Source organism: Castellaniella sp., assembly GCF_049673105.1.
Classification (GTDB): domain Bacteria; phylum Pseudomonadota; class Gammaproteobacteria; order Burkholderiales; family Burkholderiaceae_B; genus Castellaniella.
On record NZ_JBATXG010000025.1, the window covers coordinates 21,648 to 43,711 of the forward strand.

A 22,064-nucleotide genomic window follows, 5' to 3' on the forward strand; every position below is an offset into this window, starting at 1 on the left:
GCTGGACTTCACGGGCTTTCCGCTGAGTGATTCGTGTCCCGCCCTGTTGGAAACAGTGTGCGCTTTTGCTGCGCCGCGATAAACCAGGCTACGGCGAATTCATCTTTCCATTTTTGGCGCTAATCGGAGACGCGCCACGGTAGGCGCACACGCCAGAAAGCCACCCGAGGGTGGCTTTCTGGTTGCCGGTGACCGAAGCCCCCGGCGAAGTTCGCAACAGCCCAGCAAGCTGGGCTGCATCGCGGCGTGGACAAGCCACGCGTGGCGATTAGAACTTGTGGTTCAGGCCGATACCGGCTTCCTTGCCTTTCTGACCGTCCAGATAGGCAATACCAGTGCCGTAGGCGCCGTAGGCGTAGACAGCCGTGCGCTTGGACAGCGGGTAGCTGTACTTGGCAGCGTAGATGTTCTGCGTCTTGTAGGTGTTGTCCTGATCGTTGTACACGTCATCCAGGTTGGACGACGAACGGGTCCAGGTCACCGCAGCCGTACCGCCACCCAGAGGAGCGGACAGACCAACGTAGTAGTTGTGCGACTTGAAGCCGTCAACGTTGAAGCCACGAGCGGCCGGATTGTTGGTAACGCTACCCAGCATGCCGTTCAGCTTGCCGTTGCGGTCCTGACCATAGCCCAGACCCAGCTTCACGACTTCGAAGTCATAGCCGCCGCTGATCATCCAGTTGGTGACGTTGTATTGAGCGTCCTGAGGAGCGTTGGTCGTGGTATTCCAGCCATTTTGAACCTGGCCGCTGGAACCCACGCGGTCATAGGTCGCACCGGCGAAGATCGGGCCGTTGGCGTACTTCAAACCGACGGTCAGGTAGTTGGAACGATCATCCGTAGCAGCTGCGGTAGCCGCCACACCGTTCACGCTTTCACGATCCACCGACTGACCAGCGGCATAGCCGATACCAGCCTTGAAGCCCGCGAAATCAGGGGTTTCGTATTTGAACATCTTGTCGACGCGGACAGACTTGGCGCCGAAGGCCTTGTCCGTATCGCCGAAGCTGCTACCAAAGCTGGCATCGTGATAGCCGTCGCCGAAGTTGTACTGGCGACCCATCGTGAAGGTACCCCAGTTGTCGCTGGCCAGACCCACGTAGGCTTGGCGGTGGAACTGGCGGGTGCCGGCGGCAAACGTACCATCACCGATGTTGAAGCCTTGTTCCAGTTGGAAGATGGCGCGCAGGCCGTCGCCCAGGTCTTCGGAGCCCTTCAGGCCGAAGCGGTTACCGTTCAGGAAACCATCTTTCAGACCCGACGAGGTCGTCTTGGCGTCATAAGCAACACCAGCCGCATTGGTGTGGCTGTATTTCATTTGGCTGTAGCCGTAGCCGGTGTCCAGGATACCGTACAACGTCACGGACGTTTCTGCTTGAGCAACGCCAGCGGTAGCGAAACCGGCCAGCAGAGCAGCAGCGAGCAGAGTCTTTTTCATGTAAGAAATCTCCGTAGATTTGTGTGAATCAGAGCAGGCCAACAACATCCTTTGCTGCTGCTCTTTCTAACTCCGCGAAGGGAAGTTGTTGGTATTGCATCAAAATTTCCGGATGAATGCCATGCCCAGCAGGGGAAAGGCCCCAGTTTCCCGGGAAAGGCGTTGCAGATCCACAACAAGCACCCAGAAGAGCTGCACCCTACAATGCACCCCACACCCGCTGCGGCATCCTGCCGGCAGCCTGCGCCGTACCCCCGACTTCAGGTATCCCCAGCCATGTCCGTGATTCTGCTGATCCTGCCCGACTTCCTGCTGATCGCGCTGGGATGGCTGCTGCTGCATCGCTTCAAGTTCGACCGCACGTTTTTCGCCCAAGCGGAAAAGCTGGTGTATTTCGTGCTGTTTCCGGCGCTGCTGTTCCATTCGATCACGCAGGCGCCGATGGCTCTGGGCAGCACGACCGTGCTGCTGGCGGCCACCCTGGGGGTGATGCTGGGCGGCATCGCGCTGGCCTGGCTGGGGCGGCTGGCGGTGCGCCCAGACCCGGCGGCGCACGCAGCGACCGCTCAGTGCGCGTTTCGCTTCAATAGCTATCTGGCGCTGTCGCTGGCTGCCGGCCTGGGCTGGGACCAGGCCCAGGCGACGATGGCGGTGATCCTGGGATTTGCCGTGCCGATCAGCAATGTGGGGGCGGTGCATGCCCTGGCGAGCCGCCACGGCGGACGGGCGCTGAGCGAAATGGCGCGCAATCCCTTCATTCTGGCGACGCTGGCGGCCCTGGCCTGCAATTTCCTGCAGGTGCCGATTCCGCACATCGCCGACGTCGCCTTGAGCAGGCTGGGATCCTGCGCGATCGCCCTGGGGCTGCTGTGCGTGGGAGCGACGTTGTCGCTAGAGGGCGGACGCCAACACGCGCCGCTGATGGCATGGATGATCGCAGCCAAGCTGCTTCTGCTGCCGCTCTGGACCTTGGCGGTCGCCTGGATGCTGGGCCTGCCGGATCAAGAGCGCCAGGTACTGCTGCTGTTTTCCGCCGTCCCGACCTCGTCGGCTGCACACGTGCTGGCCGCCCGCATGGGCGGCGACGGGCGGCTGGTGGCGGTCACGATGTCGCTGGGGACGCTGCTGTCGGCGATGACGCTGCCAATATGGCTGGGACTGGCGGGGTAAACAGAGATTCACGCCCAGCAGACACGTCGCCCCATGATGGCAGCGCTGCCGACATACAATGCCCCACGGATCGAAACGCCTGAACATCATGACATTTCCTCTGCCCCCCATCGAATGGCCCCTGCCGGACGAAAACGCGACCGTGGCCCTGGCGCAACGCCTGGCGGCCCTGGTCTGCGGACATGCCCCTGAATCGCTGCCCGCCGGCGGGCGCATCCACCTGCGCGGGGAACTGGGCGCGGGCAAAACCAGCCTGGCACGGGCGTTTCTGCGAGCGGGCGGCGTGACGGGGCGCATCAAAAGCCCCAGCTACGCCTTGCTTGAAAGCTATAACGTTTCTAACTTATACTTCTATCACTTTGATTTCTATAGATTTAGCGATGCGCACGAATGGCGGGACGCGGGGTTCGGCGAATTGCTGGGCGAACAGGCTGTGGTCCTGATCGAATGGCCTGAACAGGCCGGCACCCGTCTCCCCCCCCCGGATCTGGATATTTTGCTGGAATATGCTGGGACCGGTCGGCGCGCATGGTTAAGCGCCTGCAGCGACAAAGGACAGCAATGGCTGACGCACCTGACCCCATCGCACCCATGAATACCGCCCCGGTTCCCCTGCGGCGCAAGCTGATCGCGGGCGGCTGCACCTTGTTGCTGCTGCCCGTCATTCCCCGGCTGGCCCGAGCCGCCACCATCCTGGCCGTGCGGACCTGGCCTGCCGACGAGTACACCCGCGTCACGCTGGAAATGGACACGGAACTGAAGGCCGAACAGTTCATGCTGGATAATCCGCACCGGCTGGTGGTGGATATCGAGGGCCTGCAGATGGATGCCGCCATCAGCAATCTGGTGTCCAAGATCAAGCCCAACGACCCCTACATCAGCACCGTGCGCGTCGGCCAGAACCGGCCCAATGTGGTGCGGTTGGTCTTCGACCTGAAGCAGGATGTGGCCCCGCAGGTCTTTACCCTGAAGCCCATCGGGGAATACAAATATCGCCTGGTGCTGGACTTGTACCCGAAAGTCGCCCAGGACCCGCTGATGGCCCTGCTGAAAGACGCCCAGAACGACCCGCTGGCCGGCATTCTGGAAAGTCTGGCCCAGAACAGCCCATCGGAAGCGCCGATTCCCTCGGTCGAAGGGCAAAAACTCCCCCCGCTGGCGCAACAGAAACCGCCGCCCGCGGAGGTGGTCCCGCCCAAGCCCGCGCCCGGCGGGCGCCGTGATCGTCCCATCCTGATCGCTCTGGACCCCGGACATGGCGGCGAGGATCCCGGCGCCATCGGCAAACGCGGTACCCGCGAAAAAGACATTGTCCTGCAGATCGCGCAGCGCCTGAAAAAACTGATCGACGCCCAGCCCAATATGCGGGCCTACCTGACCCGCGACCGGGATTATTTTGTGCCGCTGAACGTGCGGGTGCAAAAGGCCCGCCGGGTGCAGGCCGATCTGTTCATCTCGATTCACGCCGACGCCTGGATCAAGCCGTCCGCCAGGGGGTCTTCGGTCTGGGCGCTATCGGAAAACGGGGCCACCAGTTCTGCGGCCCGCTGGCTGGCTAAAAAAGAAAACGACGCCGATCTGATCGGCGGCGTGAATCTGGGGTCCCACAATGCCCAGGTGGCAAAAGTGCTGCTGGACTTGTCCACGGGCGCGCAGATCAATGACTCGATCAAGGTCGGATCCCAGGTGCTGCAGGAAATCGGCAAGATCAACCGCCTGCACAAGAACCGCATCGAACGCGCCGGCTTCGCCGTGCTGAAGGCCCCCGACATCCCATCCATCCTGATCGAAACTGCCTTCATCAGCAATCCCGAAGAAGAATCCTTGCTGCGCACCCCCGCGCACCAGCAAAAGATCGCCGCCGCCGTCCTGGGCGGCGTGCGCGATTATTTCGCCGCCAACCCGGCACTGGCGCGACGGGCGTAATTCAAGCGTCGCGGAGAATCAGGCGTCGCCGGATGCCTTGCGGCGCAGCAGCTTCCACAAAACGCCGGCCAGCGCCGGCACGGCGGCGGCGGCGATGCCGATCAGGACGATGGTGTTCAGGTGTTCCCGCACGATAGGGACGTTGCCGAAAAAATAACCCAGCGTGATCAGGCCGGCGATCCAGACGACGGCGCCGATGATGTTGTATAGCTGAAACATGAACAGGCGCATGCCGGCCACCCCGGCCACGAACGGCGCAAAGGTGCGAAACAACGGTAGAAAGCGCGACAGGATGATGGTTTTGCCGCCATGCTTTTCATAAAAGGCATGGGTTTTCAGCAAGGCCTTGCGATCCAGAAAGCGATAGTCGCGTGAAAAGACCTTGGGGCCGATGTAACGGCCTACAGAATAATTGACCGTATTGCCCAAGATAGCTGCCGCGATCAGAATGCCCCCCATCAGCACCGGGTCTAACTGGCCGGTGGCGCCAAAGGCCCCGGCGATGAACAGCAGCGAATCCCCCGGCAGAAAGGGCAACACGATCAGCCCGGTCTCGCCGAAAATGATCAGGGCCAGGATCAGATAGATCCAGGCGCCATACTGTGCGACCCAGATACCCAGAGACTGGTCAATGTTCAGCACCAGATGAAAAAACTCAGCCATGACTGCTTTAAACCTCGTTGAAATGGATGCAACAGCGCGCATCGTGCGTGCGTAACGCTCGAGGCCCTGCAAAGCACCCGCCAGCCCCTGGGCCGCGCAGTCCGCTTTGCCCGATGACGAGCAGACGCTCACTATAATCGTTTTTATGACGCGACCCATCTCTGCCCTGCCCGATATTCTGATCAACCAAATCGCCGCCGGCGAGGTCATCGAGCGCCCCGCCTCGGTGCTGAAAGAACTGCTGGAAAACGCGCTGGACGCAGGCAGCCGGGCTATAGAGGTCCGCCTGGATGGCGGCGGGATCCGGCGCATTCTGGTGGCCGACGACGGACACGGCATTCCGCGCGAACAATTACAGCTGGCGCTGCAGCAACACGCCACCAGCAAGATCACATCCCTGGACGAACTCGAATCCGTCGCCACGATGGGGTTTCGCGGCGAAGCGCTGGCTTCGATCGCCTCGGTGGCCCAGTTGACGCTCAGTTCGCGCACAGCGGATGCGGATCAGGCCTGGCAGATCGGCCCCGGACAGCCGGAACCCTCGCCCGCCGCCGGGCAGACCGGCACCCGCGTGGACGTGCGCCAACTGTTCGACCACATCCCCGCCCGACGCAAATTCCTGCGTTCCGAAGCCACGGAATACGGCCACTGCCTGGATGCCATCGAACGCATCGCGCTGGCCAACCCCGACGTCGCCTTGCGCGTGTTCCACAATGACAAACCACAGCGAAACTGGCCTGCCTCCGACATCCACAGCCGCATCCGCGACGTGCTGGGGGCCGAATTCCAGGCCCAGAGCCTGCCGGTCTCGGCGGAACAGGGCCTGATCACCCTGGAAGGCTGCATCACCCGCCCGACGTTCGCCCGCAACCGGGCCGACCGGCAGTATCTGTACGTCAATGGCCGCTTTGTGCGCGACCGGACGGTGTCGCATGCCATCCGCCAGGCTTATGCCGACGTGCTGCATGGCGACCGCCAGCCCGCCTATGTGCTGTTTCTGGGGCTGGACCCGAGCGGGGTGGACGTGAACGTGCACCCCGCCAAAAGCGAGGTGCGTTTCCGCGACAGCGGGGCCATTCATCGCTATGTGGCGCAATCGCTGGGGCAAGCCCTGGCGCAGCGAGGCGGAGCGGCGGGCGAATCCGCCGACACGCCGCCGGCCCCCAGCAGCGGCGATGGCGCCCTGCCGGATGGCGGCGCGCCTTCCCAGGGACGCAGCCCCGGTCGCTATCCGGGGCAGATCCCTGTGCAGCAGCGCTTTGCGCTGCAGGATTCCAGGCCGGCCCAGGATTGGCGCACTCTGTACCAGCCGCTGGATGGCGCAAACACCCGACCGGCGCCGTCGCCCGGCAGCGCATCAGCGGAAGCATTCCCTCGCGCAGGGACCGCACCCGCCGGCACCGGGGCGCGGCCCCAAGACGCACACCCCGGTGCCGGCGATCTGCCGCTGGGTCTGGCCCTGGGCCAACTGCACGGCATCTATATCCTGGCGCAGAATGCGCGCGGCCTGATTCTGGTGGACATGCACGCCGCCCACGAACGCGTGGTGTACGAAAGACTGAAAGGCGCGCTGGACGAGGCCCCTCTGCCCGCGCAGGATCTTCTGGTGCCGGTGGTGTTCACCGCCACCGAAACCCAGGTCGCCATCGCCCAGGACCATCAGGACACGCTGGACGCCCTGGGGCTGCGCATCCGCGCCACCGGCCCCGCCTCGCTGGCCGTGCGGGCCGTACCCGCCCTGCTGGCCCAGGGCGACATCGAAGCCCTGGCGCGCGGCGTGCTGGCCGATGTAGAACGATTCGGCCAGTCGGCCCGTCTGACCGAACAGCGCAACGAGCTGCTGTCCACCATGGCCTGCCACGGCGCGATCCGCGCCAATCGCCGCCTGACGCTGGACGAAATGAACGCCCTGCTGCGCCAGATGGAACGCACCGAGCGCGCCGACCAATGCAATCATGGCCGCCCGACCTGGTTTCAATGGAGTCTGAACGACCTAGACAAGCTGTTCATGCGGGGCCAGTGAACAGAAAAACCCCACCTCTCTCGCCCCATCGGTGTTACTCTGGTAGCACCGATGCATTCAAGCGCACCGCTGCCATGACCACGACTTCGCTCAAATTATCCGATACGCTCAAAGCTCGCGCCATCCATGCCGCTCAAGGACTGGGCATGACGCCGCATGCCTTTATGGTGTCCGCCATCGAACAGGCCGCCATCTCGACCGAACAGCGGGCGGATTTCCTAGCGCAGGCCCAAGCGGCCCGCCGGCAGGCGCTGGATACGGGCTTAGGCTATACGGCTGACGAAGTCCATGCCTACCTGCGCGCACGTGCTGCAGGCACGCCCGCTACGCCCCCTCAGGCTCGCCCGTGGCGGCCCTGATCTATACCGATCAGGCCATTCTGGATCTGGAACGCTTGACGGATTTTTTACTGGAAAACGATCCTCAGGCTGCCAGCGATACGACTGAATTGATCATCGAAGCGGTTTCGATCCTGCAGCGCCATCCGCTGATAGGCCGCACCGTCGAAGATCCCTGCCGGGAACTCGTCATTTCCAGAGGAAAAACCGGCTATGTCGCGCTATACAGCTACGAATACCCCGCCGATGTCATCCTGGTCCTGAGCATCCGCCATCAGCGCGAAGCGGGCTATCCCGCCTCATGACATCCTGAACGCGGACCGATTTCATCCTCGTTTTGCGCACCCTGTACCCTGTGAATCCAAACGACTCCCCTCTGCTGATCTGCCTGGCCGGGCCGACGGCATCCGGTAAATCGGCGGCATCGCTGGCGCTGGCGCAGCGCTGGCCGATCGAGCTGATCATCATGGATTCGGCCACCATCTACCGGGGCATGGATATCGGCACCGCCAAACCCAGTCTCCAGGAACAGGCGCTGGCGCCCCACCATCTGCTGGACATCCGTGACCCGGCGCAAGCGTATTCGGCTGCGGAATTCGCCCGCGATGCGGCAGTGCTGGCGCAGGACATCCGCCAGCGGGGGCGCATCCCCGTCCTGTGCGGCGGCACCATGCTGTACTACAAGGCGCTGCGCGAAGGGTTGAACGCGCTGCCGGGAGCGGACCCGGAGATCCGCCAGGCCCTGGATGCAGAAGCCAGTGAACGCGGCTGGCCGGCGCTGCATGCGGAATTGGCTCGCGTCGATCCGGCCACCGCCGCCCGCTTGGCCCCCAATGACAGCCAGCGCCTGCAGCGCGCTCTGGAAATCTGGCGCAGCAGCGGACGCGCCATGAGCGACTGGCTGGCCCAGCCCCCGCAGCCCGTGCTGCCGGGATGGCGCTTCCTGACGATCAGCCTGGAGCCGTCCGACCGGTCCGTGCTGCACACCCGCATCGCGCAACGCTATCAGGCCATGATTCACGCCGGCCTGCTGGACGAGGTTCGCGCCCTGTACGCCCGCCCCGATCTGCATCCGGGCCTGCCCTCGATTCGCTGCGTGGGCTACCGGCAGCTCTGGGATTACCTGGACGAGCGGGTTTCCCTGGAACAGGCCATCGAGCAGGCCATCGCCGCCACGCGCCAGCTGGCGAAACGCCAGATCACCTGGCTGCGGTCACTGCCGCAACGCGTCCCTGTGGATTGCCTGTCGGATCAGGCCGTCGCGGAAGTAGCGCAGCATTGCGCCCAGGCGCTGGACGCCTGATCCGGCTGGAGACGCGGCGGTGCAGCTGACGGCTGCCCGCCGCCCCTGACTAATCGACGATGGTCTGGGCGCCGCCGACGGCCTGGGCTTCGATCTGCCCCAACGTATAAACGGTTTCGCCTTGGGCCTGCAGGGTTGCGGTGATGGCGGCTGCCTGATCCGTATCGACCACCAGCACCATGCCGATGCCGCAGTTGAAGACGCGGGCCATTTCCTGGTCCACCACGCCGCCCTGAGCCTGCAGCCACTGGAACAACGCCGGCCACTGCCAGGCGTCACGGTGCAAATGGGCGCACAGGCCGTCGCGCAAGATGCGCGGCACGTTTTCCAGCAAGCCGCCGCCGGTAATGTGGGCCAGGCCTTTGATCCCCGCGCGATGCGCCGCCAAAGCGGCCAGCACGGATTTGACGTAGATGCGGGTGGGTTCCATGACCACGTCACCCAGAGGACGACCGCCCAGATCCTGATCGGGCCGAGCGCCGGCATGCTGCAGAATTTTACGCACCAGGGAATAACCGTTGGAATGCGCCCCGCTGGACGCCAGCCCCAGCAGGGTGTCGCCAACCTGAATATTGGCGCCATCGATGATGGCGGATTTTTCCACCGCCCCCACGGCAAAGCCGGCCAGATCGTATTCGCCATCGGGGTACATGCCCGGCATTTCGGCGGTCTCGCCGCCGATCAGGGCGCAGCCCGCCAGCTCGCAACCTTTAGCAATGCCGCCGACAACCTGGGCGGCGGTATCGACGGACAATTTGCCACAAGCGAAATAGTCCAGGAAATACAAGGGTTCGGCACCCTGCACCAGGATGTCGTTGACGCTCATGGCGACCAGATCGATGCCCACGGTGTCGTGCCGCTGCCATTCGAAGGCCAGGCGCAATTTGGTGCCCACCCCGTCGGTGCCCGACACCAGCACGGGTTCGCGCAGGTGTTTCGGGATTTCGAACAGCGCCCCGAAACCGCCGATGCCGGCCATGACGCCAGGCCGCATGGTGCGCGCCGCCAACGGTTTGATGCGGTCGACCAAGGCATCGCCCGCGTCGATGTCGACGCCTGCGTCACGGTAGGTCATGGAGGGAGTAGTGCCTGATGTCATGAGAAAAGCCGTCGAATGTGCAAGAATTGCAGGTTTGGACAATATAGTGGCCTGATTTTACGATGAACTCCGGCCCGGTGAGCATGACACAGCAACTGTTACTGGACATCCTGCCCGGAACCCTGCCCACTTTGGACGGTTTTATCGCGGGCGCCAACCAGGCGGCGATCGATGCGGTGCGCGATCTGAAGCCCGGTCGCGCGCTGTATCTCTGGGGCGGCCCAGGGTCCGGACGCAGCCATCTGCTGCGCGCCCAGGCGCATGCGCAGTCGGGCCATTATCTGGACGCCCGCACCCCCGCTCACTGGCTGCAGGCCCTGGCGACCGATGAAGACCGCCCGCTGACGTTGGTGGCCGTGGACGATGTCGGCGATCTGAACGCCGCCGCCCAGGCTGCTCTGTTCGCCTTGTTCAACCGCTGGCGGGCTGCCGCCAGCACGAAGGACGCCTTTGCCTTATTGACGGCAGGCGACCGGGCGCCCCTGACCATGCCGCTGCGCGAAGACTTGCGCACCCGCCTGGGCTGGGATCTGGTGTACCGTATTGAACAGCTGTCCGACGAAGACCGTACCCAGGCGTTGCGCGACCGCGCCGGGCAGCGCGGCCTGAAGCTGCCCGACGACGTGTTGCACTGGATTCTGATCCACCACGACCGCGACATGGGGCGCCTGACGGCGCTGATCGACAGTCTGGACCAGTATTCCCTGGCCCGCCACCGCCCCGTCACCCTGCCGCTGCTCAAAGAACTGCTGATGGCCGGGCCGTCCGGCGCCACGCCGCCAGACCGGCCCGCCGCCGAATGAATCGACACCGGCGTGTACGCTTACTCTTATTCCGCGCCTCGCGCACTCCGCCCATAGTCTGTTGGACGATATGCTCATGACCCCCCCCTCTCACCTTGCCCTGTTCGATCTGGATCACACTCTGCTGCCCTTTGACAGCGACTATCAATGGGCGGAATTCCTGGCCCGGACAGGCCGCGCCGGCGACCCGGCACTGGCCCGCCAGCGCAACGACGATCTGATGCGCCGCTACAACGAAGGCACGCTGTCGGCAGAGGAAGCCGCCGATTTCATGCTGGGCCTGCTGCGCCTGGGCGAACCCGCCGAGCTGGCGCAATGGCACCAGGACTATATGCGTGAAGTCGTCGCCCCCGGCCTGCTGCCGGCGGCCCAGGCCCTGGTGGCCGATCATCAGGCACGCGGCGGCCTGTGCGCCATCGTCACCGCCACCAATGCCTTCGTCACCGCGCCCATCGCCCAGGCGCTGGGCATCGACCATCTGATCGCCACCATCCCCCAGCGCGACGCCGATGGCCGCTATACCGGGCGCATCGAAGGCACACCCAGCTTCAAGGCCGGCAAGGTGCTGCGCGTGCGCGACTGGCTGCAAGCACAAGGACTGCAGCTGGAATCATTCGCCGAGTCCTGGTTTTACAGCGATTCGATGAACGATCTGCCGCTGATGGAGGCCGTCACCCACCCGGTCGCCACCAACCCCAGCGATGCTCTGCGGGAACTGGCCCAGAGCCGGAATTGGCGCATTTTGGACCTATTTGCGGACATGCAGGATACAAAGTCTTAAAATACGCGCCATGCTCAAGCAGACCATCAAACATTTCGTTTCCCGCCTGTTGGCGACGCCGCCCAGCGGCCCGGTGCGCCTGTCCCGCGACAAGCACGGTATCGACCGGCGGCTGGTTTCGCGTCATGCGATCAAGGTCTGCGAGGTCCTGAACCAGCAAGGCTTTGACGCCTACATCGTCGGCGGCGCCGTGCGCGACTTGATCGTCGGCCTGCAGCCCAAAGACTTCGACGTCGCCACCAACGCCACGCCGAACCAGATCCGACCGCTGTTTCGCCGCGCCCGCATCATCGGGCGGCGCTTTCAGCTGGTGCACGTGGTGTTCGGCCAGGAAATCATCGAAACGTCCACGTTCCGGGCGCCGGCATCGGGCACCCAGGAAACCGACGAACACGGTCGCATCCTGCGCGACAATGAATTCGGCACCCACGAAGAAGACGCTGCGCGGCGCGACTTCACCATCAATGCGCTGTACTACGATCCGCTGAAAGAAGAAGTCATCGACTTCCACCAAGGCGTCGCCGATCTGAAGAACCGCGTAGTGCGCATGATCGGCGACCCGGAAACCCGTTTTCGCGAAGACCCGGTGCGCATGCTGCGGGCACTGCGCTTCCAGGCCAAACTGGGCGCCCGTCTGGATCCGGCGACCGAAGCGCCGATCACGCAGCTGTCCGCGCTGATCGAGCACGTGCCTGCCTCGCGGCTGTTCGACGAAACCCTGAAACTGCTGACCTGCGGCCACGCCATGGACTGCCTGCGCGAACTGCGCCGCTCGGGTCTGACCAAAAGCCTGATTCCTCTGATCGACCGCATCTTCGAAGAAGAAGGCGGCGAAGCCTTCGTGGAAATCGCCCTGTCGCGCACGGACGCGCGGGTGCGCGCCGGCAAACCCATCAGCCCCAGCTTTCTGTTTGCGGCGCTGCTGTGGCGGCTGGTGCAAAAACGCTGGGTCGCGCTGCTGGCCCAGGACGTGCAGCGCAACGAAGCCCTGATCCGCGCCGCCGATTCGGTGATCGACGAACAAATGCACAAACTGGCCATCCAGCGTCGGCACCAGGCCGATATGCGCGAGATCTGGCTGATGCAGGCGCGCTTCGAGCGTGCCACCGTGCGATCCATCTGGCGCATGATGGAACAACCCCGTTTCCGGGCATCCGTGGATTTCCTGCAGTTACGCGCAGAAGCCCGCGAGGTCGACAGCGTGCTGGCCCAATGGTGGATGGATCTGGCCGACAGCGGCGACGAGCGGCGCAGCCAGATGATCGACACCTGGCAAGCCGGCCATGCCGGCGCCCGACGCCTGGGTTCGGGGACTACGCGCAAGCGCCGCCGCCGGCGCAAGCCGGACGCGGCCCGGTCCGATGCCGCTGAATCCCACGACTCGGCGCAAGATTGAACCGCCCGATCGATACCATCACAGCCTACATCGGCCTGGGAGCGAATCTGGGTGATGCTGCTGACACCGTGCGCCGGGCAGCAGCCGAACTGTCTGACACACCCGGCATCACCGCCATGAGGCTGTCACCCCTGTACAGCACGGCGCCGGTGGACTCATCCGGCCCCGACTATGTCAATGCGGTCGCCGAAATCCAGGCTTCGCTGCAGGCACCCGCGCTACTGACTGCCCTGCAAGCGATCGAGCAGCAGCACGGGCGCGAGCGCCCTTATCGCAATGCGCCACGCACGCTGGACCTGGACCTGCTGTGGTACGGCGGCCAGACCATCGCGCTGCCCCACCTGATCGTGCCACACCCCCGCATGCACGAACGCGCCTTCGTGCTGCGCCCACTGCTGGATCTGGCGCCGGACCTGACGCTGGCGCAAGGCCCGCTGCCGGTCTTGCTGGCGCGCTGCGCAGACCAAAACATCCGGCCTCTGGACCCTGCTGCCTAGGCCTGGCTGGCGAACATGGCGGCAGCAGCCTGTCGGATGGCATCGGGGTCCAGATCGCGCACATGGGTCGCCACGGCCCACTGATGACCGTAGGGATCGCGCAACACCCCGTAGCGATCCCCCCAGAACATGTCCTGGGGTTCCATCAGGCTGGTGGCGCCAGCCTCGACCGCTTGTCGGAACGCAGCATCCACATCGCGAACGTATAGGTGGATCGTCACCGGTGTGCCCTTCAGGGTCATGGGGCTGACTGACTGGCATTCCGCCGATTCCTCCATCAGCATGACAGCCGAATCCCCAATGCGCAGGCAGGCATGCAGCAGGCCGCCCTGCGGCGCATCCAGGCGCGCCATCACAGTGGCGCCAAAGGCCTTGCCATAGAAATCAACGGCAGAGGCTGCATCCGCGCACACCAGATGCGGCGTGACGGTGTTCATATCCGACGGGATGGGCTGCACCTGCGCGGTCCCGTCAGGGGACAGAGCCATCAGGGCCTTGCCCGTTCCCATATCGCAGGGAAACGAGAAATGCTCGTGCGCGATCAGCCAGTGCTCGCCAACCTGCCGGAAACCCGTGGTCATTCGGCTCCAGCATCCGGGGGCTTCATCGCCCTGCCCGCAACTGACCAGCGCATGCGCATAGGCCAGATGCCCGTCCGCCTGAATGTCCAGATCACGAAAGCCGAACTGGACGTCGAACGGGCAGGATTCCAGGCAGGCGCGCCAGTGCGCGCCGTAGGCCTCGCGCCCCTGAAAGCGCAGGGACTGGATCGCGTCATAAGCGACGACGTCAGGCGCATAGCAGGCCATCAAGGCGTCCATATCGCGCTGGCTGGCTGCCTGGCGCCAGGTATCCAGCAGCTGTCGCACCTGCGCCTCGGCGGAAGCTGCGCGGGAAATAGTTGAAGTCATGAATGTCTCCTCTTGGGCGGCCCGCATGACGGGCAACGTTTTAATCCGGACGGGTATCGCCCAGTTTTCACACTATAAGACTTTTTAGTCCTAAAAAATAACTATTGAATTATTTTTTATAACTTGTCGTAAAATGTTCCGTATGACGACCACCAGAAGCTATGGAGACGGCTGCGCCGCAGCCCATGCGCTCGACCTCATCGGGGAACGCTGGGCTTTGTTGATCGTGCGCGAACTGATGCTGGGCCCGAAACGCTTCACGGATTTGCGCGCAGGCCTGCCGGGCATCAGCGCCAATGTCTTGTCACAGCGCCTGAATCAGCTTGAAACCGCAGGCGTGCTGCTGCGCCGCCGCTTGCCGCCGCCAGCCGCCACCGCCGTCTACGACCTCAGCGCCTGGGGACGTGAGCTGGAACCCATCCTGCTGCAACTGGTGCGCTGGGGCGTGCAGTCCCCTGCCTTCGTACGCGGCAGCCCTCTGAACGCCGATGCGCTGATCCTGTCGTTCCGCACTCTGTTCGATCCCATCGCCGCCCAAAACAGGGACACCTGCATCACGCTGGTGCTGGACGGACAGACATTCGGCGCCAGGGTTCGAAAAGGCCGCCTGGAAGTCGCCCGCTGCCCCAGCAGCGCGCCATCGCTGGCCACCCTGACAACCGACCCGACCACGTTACTGCACATGGCCTATGGTCATATCGCCCTGCAAGCCATGCAGTCGCAAGGCCGCGCCGACTGCAGCGGTGAACACGATGCCATCGAGCGTTTCCTGGGCTGTTTTTCGGTCCCGGACGTTGCCGTTCCCGGCTGAGGACGCGCAGCCGCGGACATCACCGCCGCCTGGTTTACACTGAGCGGCTCATGTCTGTTCTGCCGTCACCCTGGAAAGCCTCATGCCCGCTCTGCCCCCTATCCGCCTGGTTGTCGCCTACACAGACAACCGCGTCATCGGTCGCGATGGCGGCATGCCCTGGCATCTGCCTGAGGACCTGGCGCATTTCAAGCGCAGCACCCTGGGCAATCCCATTCTGATGGGCCGCAAGACCTGGCTGTCCCTGGGACGTCCGCTGCCGGGACGGCGCAATCTGGTGCTGAGCCAAGACGCCGCGTTCTCCGCCGCCGGGGCCGAATGCTTCACGTCGCTGGTTGCCGCCCTGGCCGCCTGCGCGGACGCCGAACGCATCTGCGTGATCGGTGGGGAACAGATCTTTCGTCTGGCCCTGCCGCTGGCCGACGAACTGATCGCCACGGAAATTCACGCCCACATCGACGGCGACACCTGGTTTCCGGCACTGCCTGCCGGCCAGTGGCGGGAAACAGAACGCCTGCCCCAGCCGGCCAGCAATGGCCTAAGATACGATTTCGTCACGTACCGGCGTATTCCAGCGGCAGGCACGGCGGCCTGAAGCCGCTAGCTGCTACTGCGCCGCTTTGGCCCGCGCCCGGATGGCGGTGACCGGTTCCCCCGCGATGCCCCAGTTATCGGTGTCGATTTCCTCGATCACGACGAAAGTGGTCTTGGGGTTCTTTCCCAACACATCCACCAGCAGCTGAGTCGCCCCTTGCATCAGGCGGGCCTTCTGTTCCGCCGTGACGCCTTCGCGGGTGATCTTGATGTTCACATAAGGCATGGCTCTGTCTCCGTTCAGATGTAAAAAGGCCCCACCCGATGGGTGGGGCCGGTACCGGCTATTCTAGAAGATCTAGGCGATGGCCTGTTCCGTCGAGGCATAGGCCTCGATCGGCGGGCAGGCGCAACTGAGATTGCGATCCCCCCAGGCATTGTCCACGCGAGACACCGGCGGCCAGTATTTACGAGCTGCCATGCCGGGCAGCGGATAGGCCGCCTGCTCGCGCGTGTAGGGATGGGTCCAGTCCTGCGCCAGCAGCACGGCTGCCGGGTGCGGTGCGTTGACCAGTACGTTGTCTTCCAGCGGTTGTTCACCACGCTCGACTGCCGCGATTTCCTGGCGGATGGCAATCATGGCATCGATGAAGCGGTCCAGTTCTTCCACCCCCTCGGATTCGGTCGGTTCGACCATCAAGGTGCCGGCCACCGGGAAGCTCATGGTGGGCGCGTGGAAGCCATAGTCCATCAGGCGCTTGGCGATGTCTTCAGCGCCGATGCCGCTGGCGTCCTTGATCGGACGGATGTCCAGGATGCATTCATGCGCCACCCGGCCATTCGGACCCGCGTACAGGATGGGATAGTGGGGGGCCAGGCGAGACGCCAGATAGTTGGCGTTCAGAATGGCCACCTGGGTGGCGCGACGCAGACCGTCCGCCCCCATCATCATGATGTACATGGTGGAAATCGGCAGGATGCTGGCGGACCCGAAAGGCGCAGCCGACACCGGGCCGGACTGCCCGGCAGGCAAGCGACCGTCTTCGCCGACGACACCCGGCAAATACGGCGCCAGATGGGCACGTACTGCCACGGGACCTACGCCCGGTCCGCCGCCGCCGTGCGGAATGCAGAAGGTCTTGTGCAGATTCAGGTGGGACACGTCCGACCCGAAACGCCCCGGACGGGCCACACCGACCATGGCGTTCATATTGGCGCCGTCCAGATAGACCTGGCCGCCCGCCTCGTGGATCAGATCGCAGATTTCCGCGACGGTGGTCTCGAACACGCCGTGCGTCGACGGATACGTGATCATCAGCGCAGCCAGATGATCGCCCGTCTGGGCGATCTTGGCGCGCAGGTCGCCCATGTCGATATTGCCGTTATCATCGGACGCCACCACCACGACATCCATGCCGGCCAGGTGGGCCGACGCGGGATTGGTGCCGTGCGCCGAGGCCGGGATCAGACAGACGTTACGCTGATGTTCGCCATTGGCCTGATGGTAGCCGCGAATCGCCAGCAGGCCGGCGTACTCGCCCTGTGCGCCGGAATTGGGCTGCAGGCTGACGCGGTCGTAGCCGGTGATCTCGCACAGGGCAGAGGACAGACGCTCGATCATGTCCTGGTAGCCCTGCGCCTGACCCGCCGGGGCAAAGGGATGCATGTGCGCGAATTCGGGCCAGGTGACGGGGATCATTTCCGCCGTGGCATTCAGTTTCATGGTGCATGAACCCAGCGGGATCATGGTGCGGTCCAGGGCCAGGTCCTTATCGGCCAGGGAACGCAGATAGCGCAGCATGTCGGTCTCGGATTTGACCTTGGAAAAGGCCGGATGCGCCAGGATCGGACCCTGGCGGCGCAGTGCCGCCGGGATGTTGTCGCCGGACGCCGTGAAGTCGGGCGCCACACGGGCTGCCCCGGTGCCAGCCGCCAGCACGCCCAGCAGGATCTCGATGTCGTTCTGGCCGACGGTCTCGTCCAGGGACAGCGCGACGCACTGCGCATCGACGCGGCGCAGATTGATGCCGCCATCGACCGCCGCATCCAGCACCGCCTGGGTGCGCGCGCCGGTGTTCAGGCACAGGGTGTCGAACCCGCTGTCGTTGCAGACGGTGATGCCCATGCTGCGCAGCGCCGCCGCCAACTGGGCGGTATGCGTGGCGACCCGCTGGGCGATGCGGCGGATGCCGTCCGGGCCATGCCAGACGGCGTACATGGAAGCCATCACCGCCAGCAACACCTGCGCGGTACAGATGTTGGACGTGGCCTTTTCACGGCGAATATGCTGTTCACGGGTCTGCAAAGCCAGACGCAGGGCGGGTTCCCCCTGGGCATCCTGCGACACGCCGACCAGACGGCCTGGCAGATTGCGTTTGTAGGCGTCCTTGCAGGCCATGAAACCGGCGTGCGGCCCACCGTACCCCATGGGTACGCCGAAGCGCTGGGCCGAGCCCACAGCGATGTCCGCGCCCCATTCGCCCGGCGGTGCCAGCAGAGCCAGCGCCAGCAGGTCGGTCGCCACCGCGACGATGGCGCCCGCATCATGCGCCTGTTTGGCCAGCGCACGGTAATCCGCCACACCGCCCAGGCTGTGCGGGTACTGCAGCAGCACGCCGAAGCATTCCGGCAGGCCGTCGGCTTCGTCGCCTACGACGACATCGATGCCGATGCCGGCAGCGCGGGTGCGCACGACTTCCAGCGTCTGAGGGTGCACGTGTTTGGACACGAAAAACTGGCTGGATTTGGCGCGTGAGACGCGGCGCGCCAGCGTCATGGCCTCGGCGGCGGCGGTGGCCTCGTCCAGCAAAGAAGAATTGGCGATATCCAGACCGGTCAGGTCCGTGATCATGGTCTGGAAAATCAGCAGGGCTTCCAGGCGCCCCTGGGAGATTTCCGGCTGGTACGGGGTATAGGCCGTGTACCAGGCGGGATTCTCCAGGATGTTGCGCAGAATGACATGCGGCACGTAGGTGCCGTAATAGCCCTGGCCGATGTAGCTGCGCATCACCTGATTGCGTGAAGCAATCGCCTTCAGATCGGCCAACGCCTCGACCTCGCCCAGCGGACCGGGCAGATCCAGGTAGGGCGCGGCGGACAGGATGTTTTCCGGCACGACTTCACGGATCAGGGCATCCAGGCTGGACACCCCGATGGCTGCCAGCATGGCCTGCTGATCGGTCTCGGACGGCCCGATGTGGCGGGCGATAAATTCAGAATGCGTGGCAGGGTCGCGCAGCATGAGGGGGTTCTCCTTAGACCTGAGCCTGATAGGCGGCGGCATCCAGCAAGGCATCGACATCGGCGGCGTTATCGGGGCGGATCTTGAAGATCCACTGGTCGTAGGCCGCCTCGTTGATCAGGGCCGGCTGGTCGTTCAGGGCTTCGTTGAACGCGACGATCTCGCCTGCCACCGGCGCATAGATGTCGGACGCCGCCTTGACGGATTCCACGACGGCAGCCGTGTCGCCGGCAGCCAGTTGGGCGCCGACTTGCACGTCGCCGACAAAAACCAGATCGCCCAGCTGATCCTGAGCATCGTCGGTGATGCCGACCAGAAAGCAATCGCCGTCAGCCTTGACCCACTCGTGGGAAGCCGTATATTTGCGGTCGTTGGGAATGGACATGGTGTACCCCGTGAATCGTGATGGTTAGTAATGCACAAAAAGGGTGCCAGCTAGCACCCGGCAGCCAGCGCCTGCGAGCTGCCGTCGGATGAATTCAGACCAGCGCCTGACCGTTGCGCACGAAAGGCGGACGCACGATTTCGGCAGGCAGCCATTTGCCGCGGATCTCGACCTCGACGCGGTCGCCGGGGGCGGCGCCCACAGGCACACGCGCCAAGCCGATGGAAAAGCCCAAGGTCGGTGCCATCGTGCCGCTGGTCAGTTCGCCTTCGCCCTGCGCCGTGCGGATTTTCATGTGGCTGCGCATGATGCCGCGTTCCAGCAGCTTCAGACCGACCAGTTCACGGGCTTTAGAGGCGGATTCCAGAGCGGCGCGGCCAATGAAGTCGCGCGTGTCGTCCTTGAAGGACACGGTCCAGGCCAGGCCGGATTCCAGGGGATGAACGGTTTCGTCCATATCCTGGCCGTACAGGTTCATACCGGCTTCCAGGCGCAGGGTGTCACGCGCGCCCAGGCCGCAGGGGTGGACGCCGGCGGCAGCCAGCGCATCCCAGAAGGTCTTCACCGCGGCGGCGGGCAGGACGATTTCAAAGCCGTCCTCGCCGGTGTAGCCGGTACGGGCGACCAAGGTGTTCTCGTCCACCAGCGTGCCGTTGAAGGGCTTGAGTTCCTGGGTAGCGGCCTTCCATTCGGGATGGATGGCCCAGACGGTATCGCGCGCCTTGGGCCCCTGAACGGCCACCATCGCCAGATCCCGCCGGGGAGCGATCGTGACACCGAAGGGCTCGGCTTGTTGCTGCATCCAGGCCAGGTCCTTGTCCGCCGTGCCGGCATTGACGACGATGCGCCAGTTGTCCGAGGCGAAGAAATAGACGATCAGATCGTCGATCACGCCGCCGTCCGGGCGCAGCATGCAGGAATACAGGGCCTTGCCCGGCACGCCGGCGATCTTGGCGACGTCGTTGGCCAGCAGATGGCGCAAAAAATCGGGGGCGCAAGCGCCCGTCACATCGACGTTCAGCATGTGCGACACGTCGAACATGCCCACGGACTGGCGCACCGCGTGGTGCTCTTCCAGTTGGGAACCATAGGCCAGGGGCATATCCCAGCCGCCGAAATCGACGATTTTCGCGCCCAGGGCGACGTGGGTATCAAAAAGAGGTGTCTGCGCAGACATGTGAGGGCTCCAAAACACAAGGGCGGCACGGATGCCGGCAGCGCCCTTCTGTCCTTTTGCCTGAGAGTTGCCCCACCATGCGGGGGTTCACCTTCGGCGCCCGCCAACGCTGCAAGCGGGGCGGATCTCTCCAGAATGCTGCGATGCACGGCGGCATCATGCGAATGGTACGGGGTGCCTGAGCGATTCTGGGCGAATTGCGCCTTCGGCGGCCACCCGAAAGGCGGGTAGCGCTCTCCCACCCGCATCGGGTGACAGCAAGGGCAAAATATACCCTGAAATGCCCTGGTTCAACAATCGGTCAGATATAACCCTGCTCACGCCAGCGGGCGCGGGTATCCCCATCCACACCCAGCCGATCCAGGATGGCATCCGTATGCTGGCCCAGCGTCGGGGCCGGCGCCTGGATGCCGCCGGGGGTCGCCGACAGTTTCGGCATGATGCCCGGTACTTGGCAGGGCGTGCCGTCCGGCAGAGGCTGGTCCAGAATCATGCCGCGCGCCCGGTAATGCGGGTCTGCCGCGATGTCGGCGATGTCGTAGATACGACCGGCGGGGATGCGGGCCGCATTCAGAATATCCAGGACTTCATCCTGCGTGCGCTGCGCCGCCCAGTCGCCGATGGCGGCGTCGATCCGGGCGATCTGCGCCACCCGGCCAGGATTATGCGCCAGGTCGGGATCATCGCCCAGGTCGCTGCGGCCGATGGCCTGCATCAGGCGGCGGAAAATACTGTCGCCGTTGCCCGCGATCAGCACATAGCCGTCCTGGCAGGCATAGGCATTGCTGGGCGCGATGCCGGGCAGGCTGCTGCCGGCAGGCTGGCGGACTTCGCCGAATACCGCGTATTCGGGCAGCAGGCTTTCCATCATGTTGAAGACGGATTCGTACAGCGCCACGTCGATCATCTGTCCCACGCCGTCGCGATCGCGCGCGCGCAAGGCCAACAGCACACCAATGACCCCATGCAGGGCCGACAGGGAATCGCCGATGGACACGCCCACGCGCACCGGCGTGCGACCGGGTTCACCGCTTAAATGACGCAAACCGCCCATCGCCTCGGCCACCACGCCGAAACCTGGGCGATCCCGGTAAGGACCGGTCTGGCCATAGCCGGACACCCGCAACATGACCAGGCGCGGATTCAAGGCACGCAGGTCTTCCCAGCCCAGGCCCCAGGATTCCAGGGTGCCAGGTTTGAAATTTTCCACGACCACGTCACATTCGGCCACCAGGCGGCGGACCAGATCCTGGATCTCTGCCTGACGCAGGTCCAGCGTGACGGACTGCTTGTTGCGCGACTGCACCTGCCACCAGACGGATGTGCCCTGATGCAGCAAACGCCAGTTGCGCAAGGGATCTCCCTGGCCCGGCGGTTCGATCTTGATGATCTCGGCGCCGAATTCACCCAGGATCTTGGTGGCGAAGGGTCCGGCGATCAGTTGGCCCATTTCCAGCACCCGGATGCCGTCAAGCGGCTTCTTCCCTGGAGAAGGAGTGGTCTGGGCGTCGGGCTGGGTCGTCATGGCTGTCCTTGGGAGATGATCGTCATGATTCTATCGCCCCCCG

22 protein-coding genes, 1 pseudogene and 2 riboswitches are annotated in these 22,064 nt (G+C 64.2%); of the genes and pseudogenes, 13 read left to right on the top strand and 10 right to left on the bottom strand.

The window, feature by feature from the left end:
* Positions 1–268 precede the first annotated feature (268 nt).
* Positions 269–1,438, bottom strand: coding sequence for a porin (locus WBF69_RS09795; RefSeq protein WP_424263638.1), 1,170 nt, complete (start codon positions 1,436–1,438; stop codon positions 269–271).
* A gap of 276 nt (positions 1,439–1,714) precedes the next feature.
* Here WBF69_RS09795 and WBF69_RS09800 point away from each other — a divergent pair, with 276 nt between their 5' ends.
* From WBF69_RS09800 to WBF69_RS09810, 3 genes are all read left to right on the top strand, one after another.
* Positions 1,715–2,608 (top strand): AEC family transporter, encoded by an 894-nt coding sequence (locus WBF69_RS09800; RefSeq protein ID WP_424263640.1) that lies wholly within the window; start codon positions 1,715–1,717, stop codon positions 2,606–2,608.
* A gap of 88 nt (positions 2,609–2,696) precedes the next feature.
* Positions 2,697–3,203 carry a tRNA (adenosine(37)-N6)-threonylcarbamoyltransferase complex ATPase subunit type 1 TsaE gene (tsaE, locus tag WBF69_RS09805; protein ID WP_424263642.1) on the top strand — a complete coding sequence of 169 codons (507 nt, stop codon included), beginning with the start codon at positions 2,697–2,699 and terminating at the stop codon, positions 3,201–3,203.
* The gene (locus WBF69_RS09810) at positions 3,170–4,534 is read left to right on the top strand and encodes an N-acetylmuramoyl-L-alanine amidase (RefSeq protein WP_424263643.1); all 1,365 of its coding nucleotides are present in this window, start codon (positions 3,170–3,172) and stop codon (positions 4,532–4,534) included. The genes tsaE and WBF69_RS09810 overlap by 34 nt, the downstream gene beginning before the upstream one ends.
* Before the next feature lie 18 nt (positions 4,535–4,552).
* Here the strand turns inward: WBF69_RS09810 and WBF69_RS09815 are convergent, their stop codons facing one another.
* A complete protein-coding gene (locus WBF69_RS09815; RefSeq protein ID WP_424263645.1) occupies positions 4,553–5,197 on the bottom strand; it encodes a VTT domain-containing protein in 645 nt (214 codons plus the stop codon).
* A 145-nt stretch (positions 5,198–5,342) separates the two neighbouring features.
* Here WBF69_RS09815 and mutL point away from each other — a divergent pair, with 145 nt between their 5' ends.
* From mutL to miaA, 4 genes are all read left to right on the top strand, one after another.
* Positions 5,343–7,220 carry a DNA mismatch repair endonuclease MutL gene (gene mutL, locus WBF69_RS09820; protein ID WP_424263647.1) on the top strand — a complete coding sequence of 626 codons (1,878 nt, stop codon included), beginning with the start codon at positions 5,343–5,345 and terminating at the stop codon, positions 7,218–7,220.
* Positions 7,221–7,294: 74 nt separating this feature from the next.
* Positions 7,295–7,579 carry a hypothetical protein gene (locus WBF69_RS09825; protein WP_323016844.1) on the top strand — a complete coding sequence of 95 codons (285 nt, stop codon included), beginning with the start codon at positions 7,295–7,297 and terminating at the stop codon, positions 7,577–7,579.
* Positions 7,567–7,863, top strand: coding sequence for a type II toxin-antitoxin system RelE/ParE family toxin (locus WBF69_RS09830; RefSeq protein WP_323016845.1), 297 nt, complete (start codon positions 7,567–7,569; stop codon positions 7,861–7,863). Before WBF69_RS09825 ends, WBF69_RS09830 begins: the two co-directional genes overlap by 13 nt.
* A gap of 50 nt (positions 7,864–7,913) precedes the next feature.
* Positions 7,914–8,861, top strand: coding sequence for a tRNA (adenosine(37)-N6)-dimethylallyltransferase MiaA (miaA, locus tag WBF69_RS09835; protein ID WP_323016846.1), 948 nt, complete (start codon positions 7,914–7,916; stop codon positions 8,859–8,861).
* A gap of 49 nt (positions 8,862–8,910) precedes the next feature.
* Here miaA and purM read toward each other — a convergent pair whose 3' ends face one another.
* Positions 8,911–9,960, bottom strand: coding sequence for a phosphoribosylformylglycinamidine cyclo-ligase (purM, locus tag WBF69_RS09840; protein ID WP_424263650.1), 1,050 nt, complete (start codon positions 9,958–9,960; stop codon positions 8,911–8,913).
* 83 nt (positions 9,961–10,043) lie between these two features.
* Here purM and hda point away from each other — a divergent pair, with 83 nt between their 5' ends.
* From hda to folK, 4 genes are all read left to right on the top strand, one after another.
* Entirely contained in the window at positions 10,044–10,763 is a 720-nt protein-coding gene (hda, locus tag WBF69_RS09845) for a DnaA regulatory inactivator Hda (protein WP_424263652.1), read from the top strand.
* A 76-nt stretch (positions 10,764–10,839) separates the two neighbouring features.
* Positions 10,840–11,544: an HAD family hydrolase gene (locus WBF69_RS09850; protein ID WP_424263654.1), complete on the top strand. Its 705-nt coding sequence runs from the start codon at positions 10,840–10,842 to the stop codon at positions 11,542–11,544.
* A gap of 10 nt (positions 11,545–11,554) precedes the next feature.
* Entirely contained in the window at positions 11,555–12,940 is a 1,386-nt protein-coding gene (gene pcnB / locus WBF69_RS09855; RefSeq protein ID WP_424263656.1) for a polynucleotide adenylyltransferase PcnB, read from the top strand.
* Positions 12,937–13,437: a 2-amino-4-hydroxy-6-hydroxymethyldihydropteridine diphosphokinase gene (gene folK / locus WBF69_RS09860; protein WP_424263658.1), complete on the top strand. Its 501-nt coding sequence runs from the start codon at positions 12,937–12,939 to the stop codon at positions 13,435–13,437. The genes pcnB and folK overlap by 4 nt, the downstream gene beginning before the upstream one ends.
* Here the strand turns inward: folK and WBF69_RS09865 are convergent.
* Complete coding sequence (locus tag WBF69_RS09865; protein WP_424263931.1) at positions 13,434–13,925, bottom strand: VOC family protein; 492 nt, start codon at positions 13,923–13,925, stop codon at positions 13,434–13,436. The genes folK and WBF69_RS09865 overlap by 4 nt on opposite strands.
* 36 nt (positions 13,926–13,961) lie before the next feature.
* A pseudogene (locus tag WBF69_RS09870) lies at positions 13,962–14,375 on the bottom strand (YybH family protein); the annotation flags it as partial.
* A gap of 115 nt (positions 14,376–14,490) precedes the next feature.
* Here WBF69_RS09870 and WBF69_RS09875 point away from each other — a divergent pair.
* Complete coding sequence (locus WBF69_RS09875) at positions 14,491–15,159, top strand: winged helix-turn-helix transcriptional regulator (RefSeq protein ID WP_424263660.1); 669 nt, start codon at positions 14,491–14,493, stop codon at positions 15,157–15,159.
* An 82-nt stretch (positions 15,160–15,241) separates the two neighbouring features.
* Positions 15,242–15,754 carry a dihydrofolate reductase gene (locus WBF69_RS09880; protein WP_424263662.1) on the top strand — a complete coding sequence of 171 codons (513 nt, stop codon included), beginning with the start codon at positions 15,242–15,244 and terminating at the stop codon, positions 15,752–15,754.
* A 12-nt stretch (positions 15,755–15,766) separates the two neighbouring features.
* On the opposite strand, the gene WBF69_RS09885 is transcribed toward WBF69_RS09880, so the two are convergent.
* The 5 genes from WBF69_RS09885 to WBF69_RS09905 all read right to left on the bottom strand — a co-directional run bounded on the left by WBF69_RS09885 (position 15,767) and on the right by WBF69_RS09905 (position 22,021).
* Positions 15,767–15,979: a tautomerase family protein gene (locus WBF69_RS09885; RefSeq protein ID WP_424263664.1), complete on the bottom strand. Its 213-nt coding sequence runs from the start codon at positions 15,977–15,979 to the stop codon at positions 15,767–15,769.
* 72 nt (positions 15,980–16,051) lie between these two features.
* Positions 16,052–18,934, bottom strand: coding sequence for an aminomethyl-transferring glycine dehydrogenase (gene gcvP, locus WBF69_RS09890; RefSeq protein ID WP_424263666.1), 2,883 nt, complete (start codon positions 18,932–18,934; stop codon positions 16,052–16,054).
* Positions 18,935–18,947: 13 nt separating this feature from the next.
* Entirely contained in the window at positions 18,948–19,319 is a 372-nt protein-coding gene (gene gcvH / locus WBF69_RS09895; RefSeq protein WP_424263668.1) for a glycine cleavage system protein GcvH, read from the bottom strand.
* Positions 19,320–19,413: 94 nt separating this feature from the next.
* Complete coding sequence (gene gcvT, locus WBF69_RS09900) at positions 19,414–20,496, bottom strand: glycine cleavage system aminomethyltransferase GcvT (RefSeq protein WP_424263670.1); 1,083 nt, start codon at positions 20,494–20,496, stop codon at positions 19,414–19,416.
* 38 nt (positions 20,497–20,534) lie between these two features.
* A riboswitch (glycine riboswitch) is annotated at positions 20,535–20,640 on the bottom strand.
* Between the two features lie 11 nt (positions 20,641–20,651).
* Positions 20,652–20,747: riboswitch (glycine riboswitch) on the bottom strand.
* A 50-nt stretch (positions 20,748–20,797) separates the two neighbouring features.
* On the bottom strand, positions 20,798–22,021 hold the full coding sequence (locus WBF69_RS09905) for a CaiB/BaiF CoA transferase family protein (protein ID WP_424263672.1): 1,224 nt from the start codon (positions 22,019–22,021) through the stop codon (positions 20,798–20,800).
* Positions 22,022–22,064 lie beyond the last annotated feature (43 nt).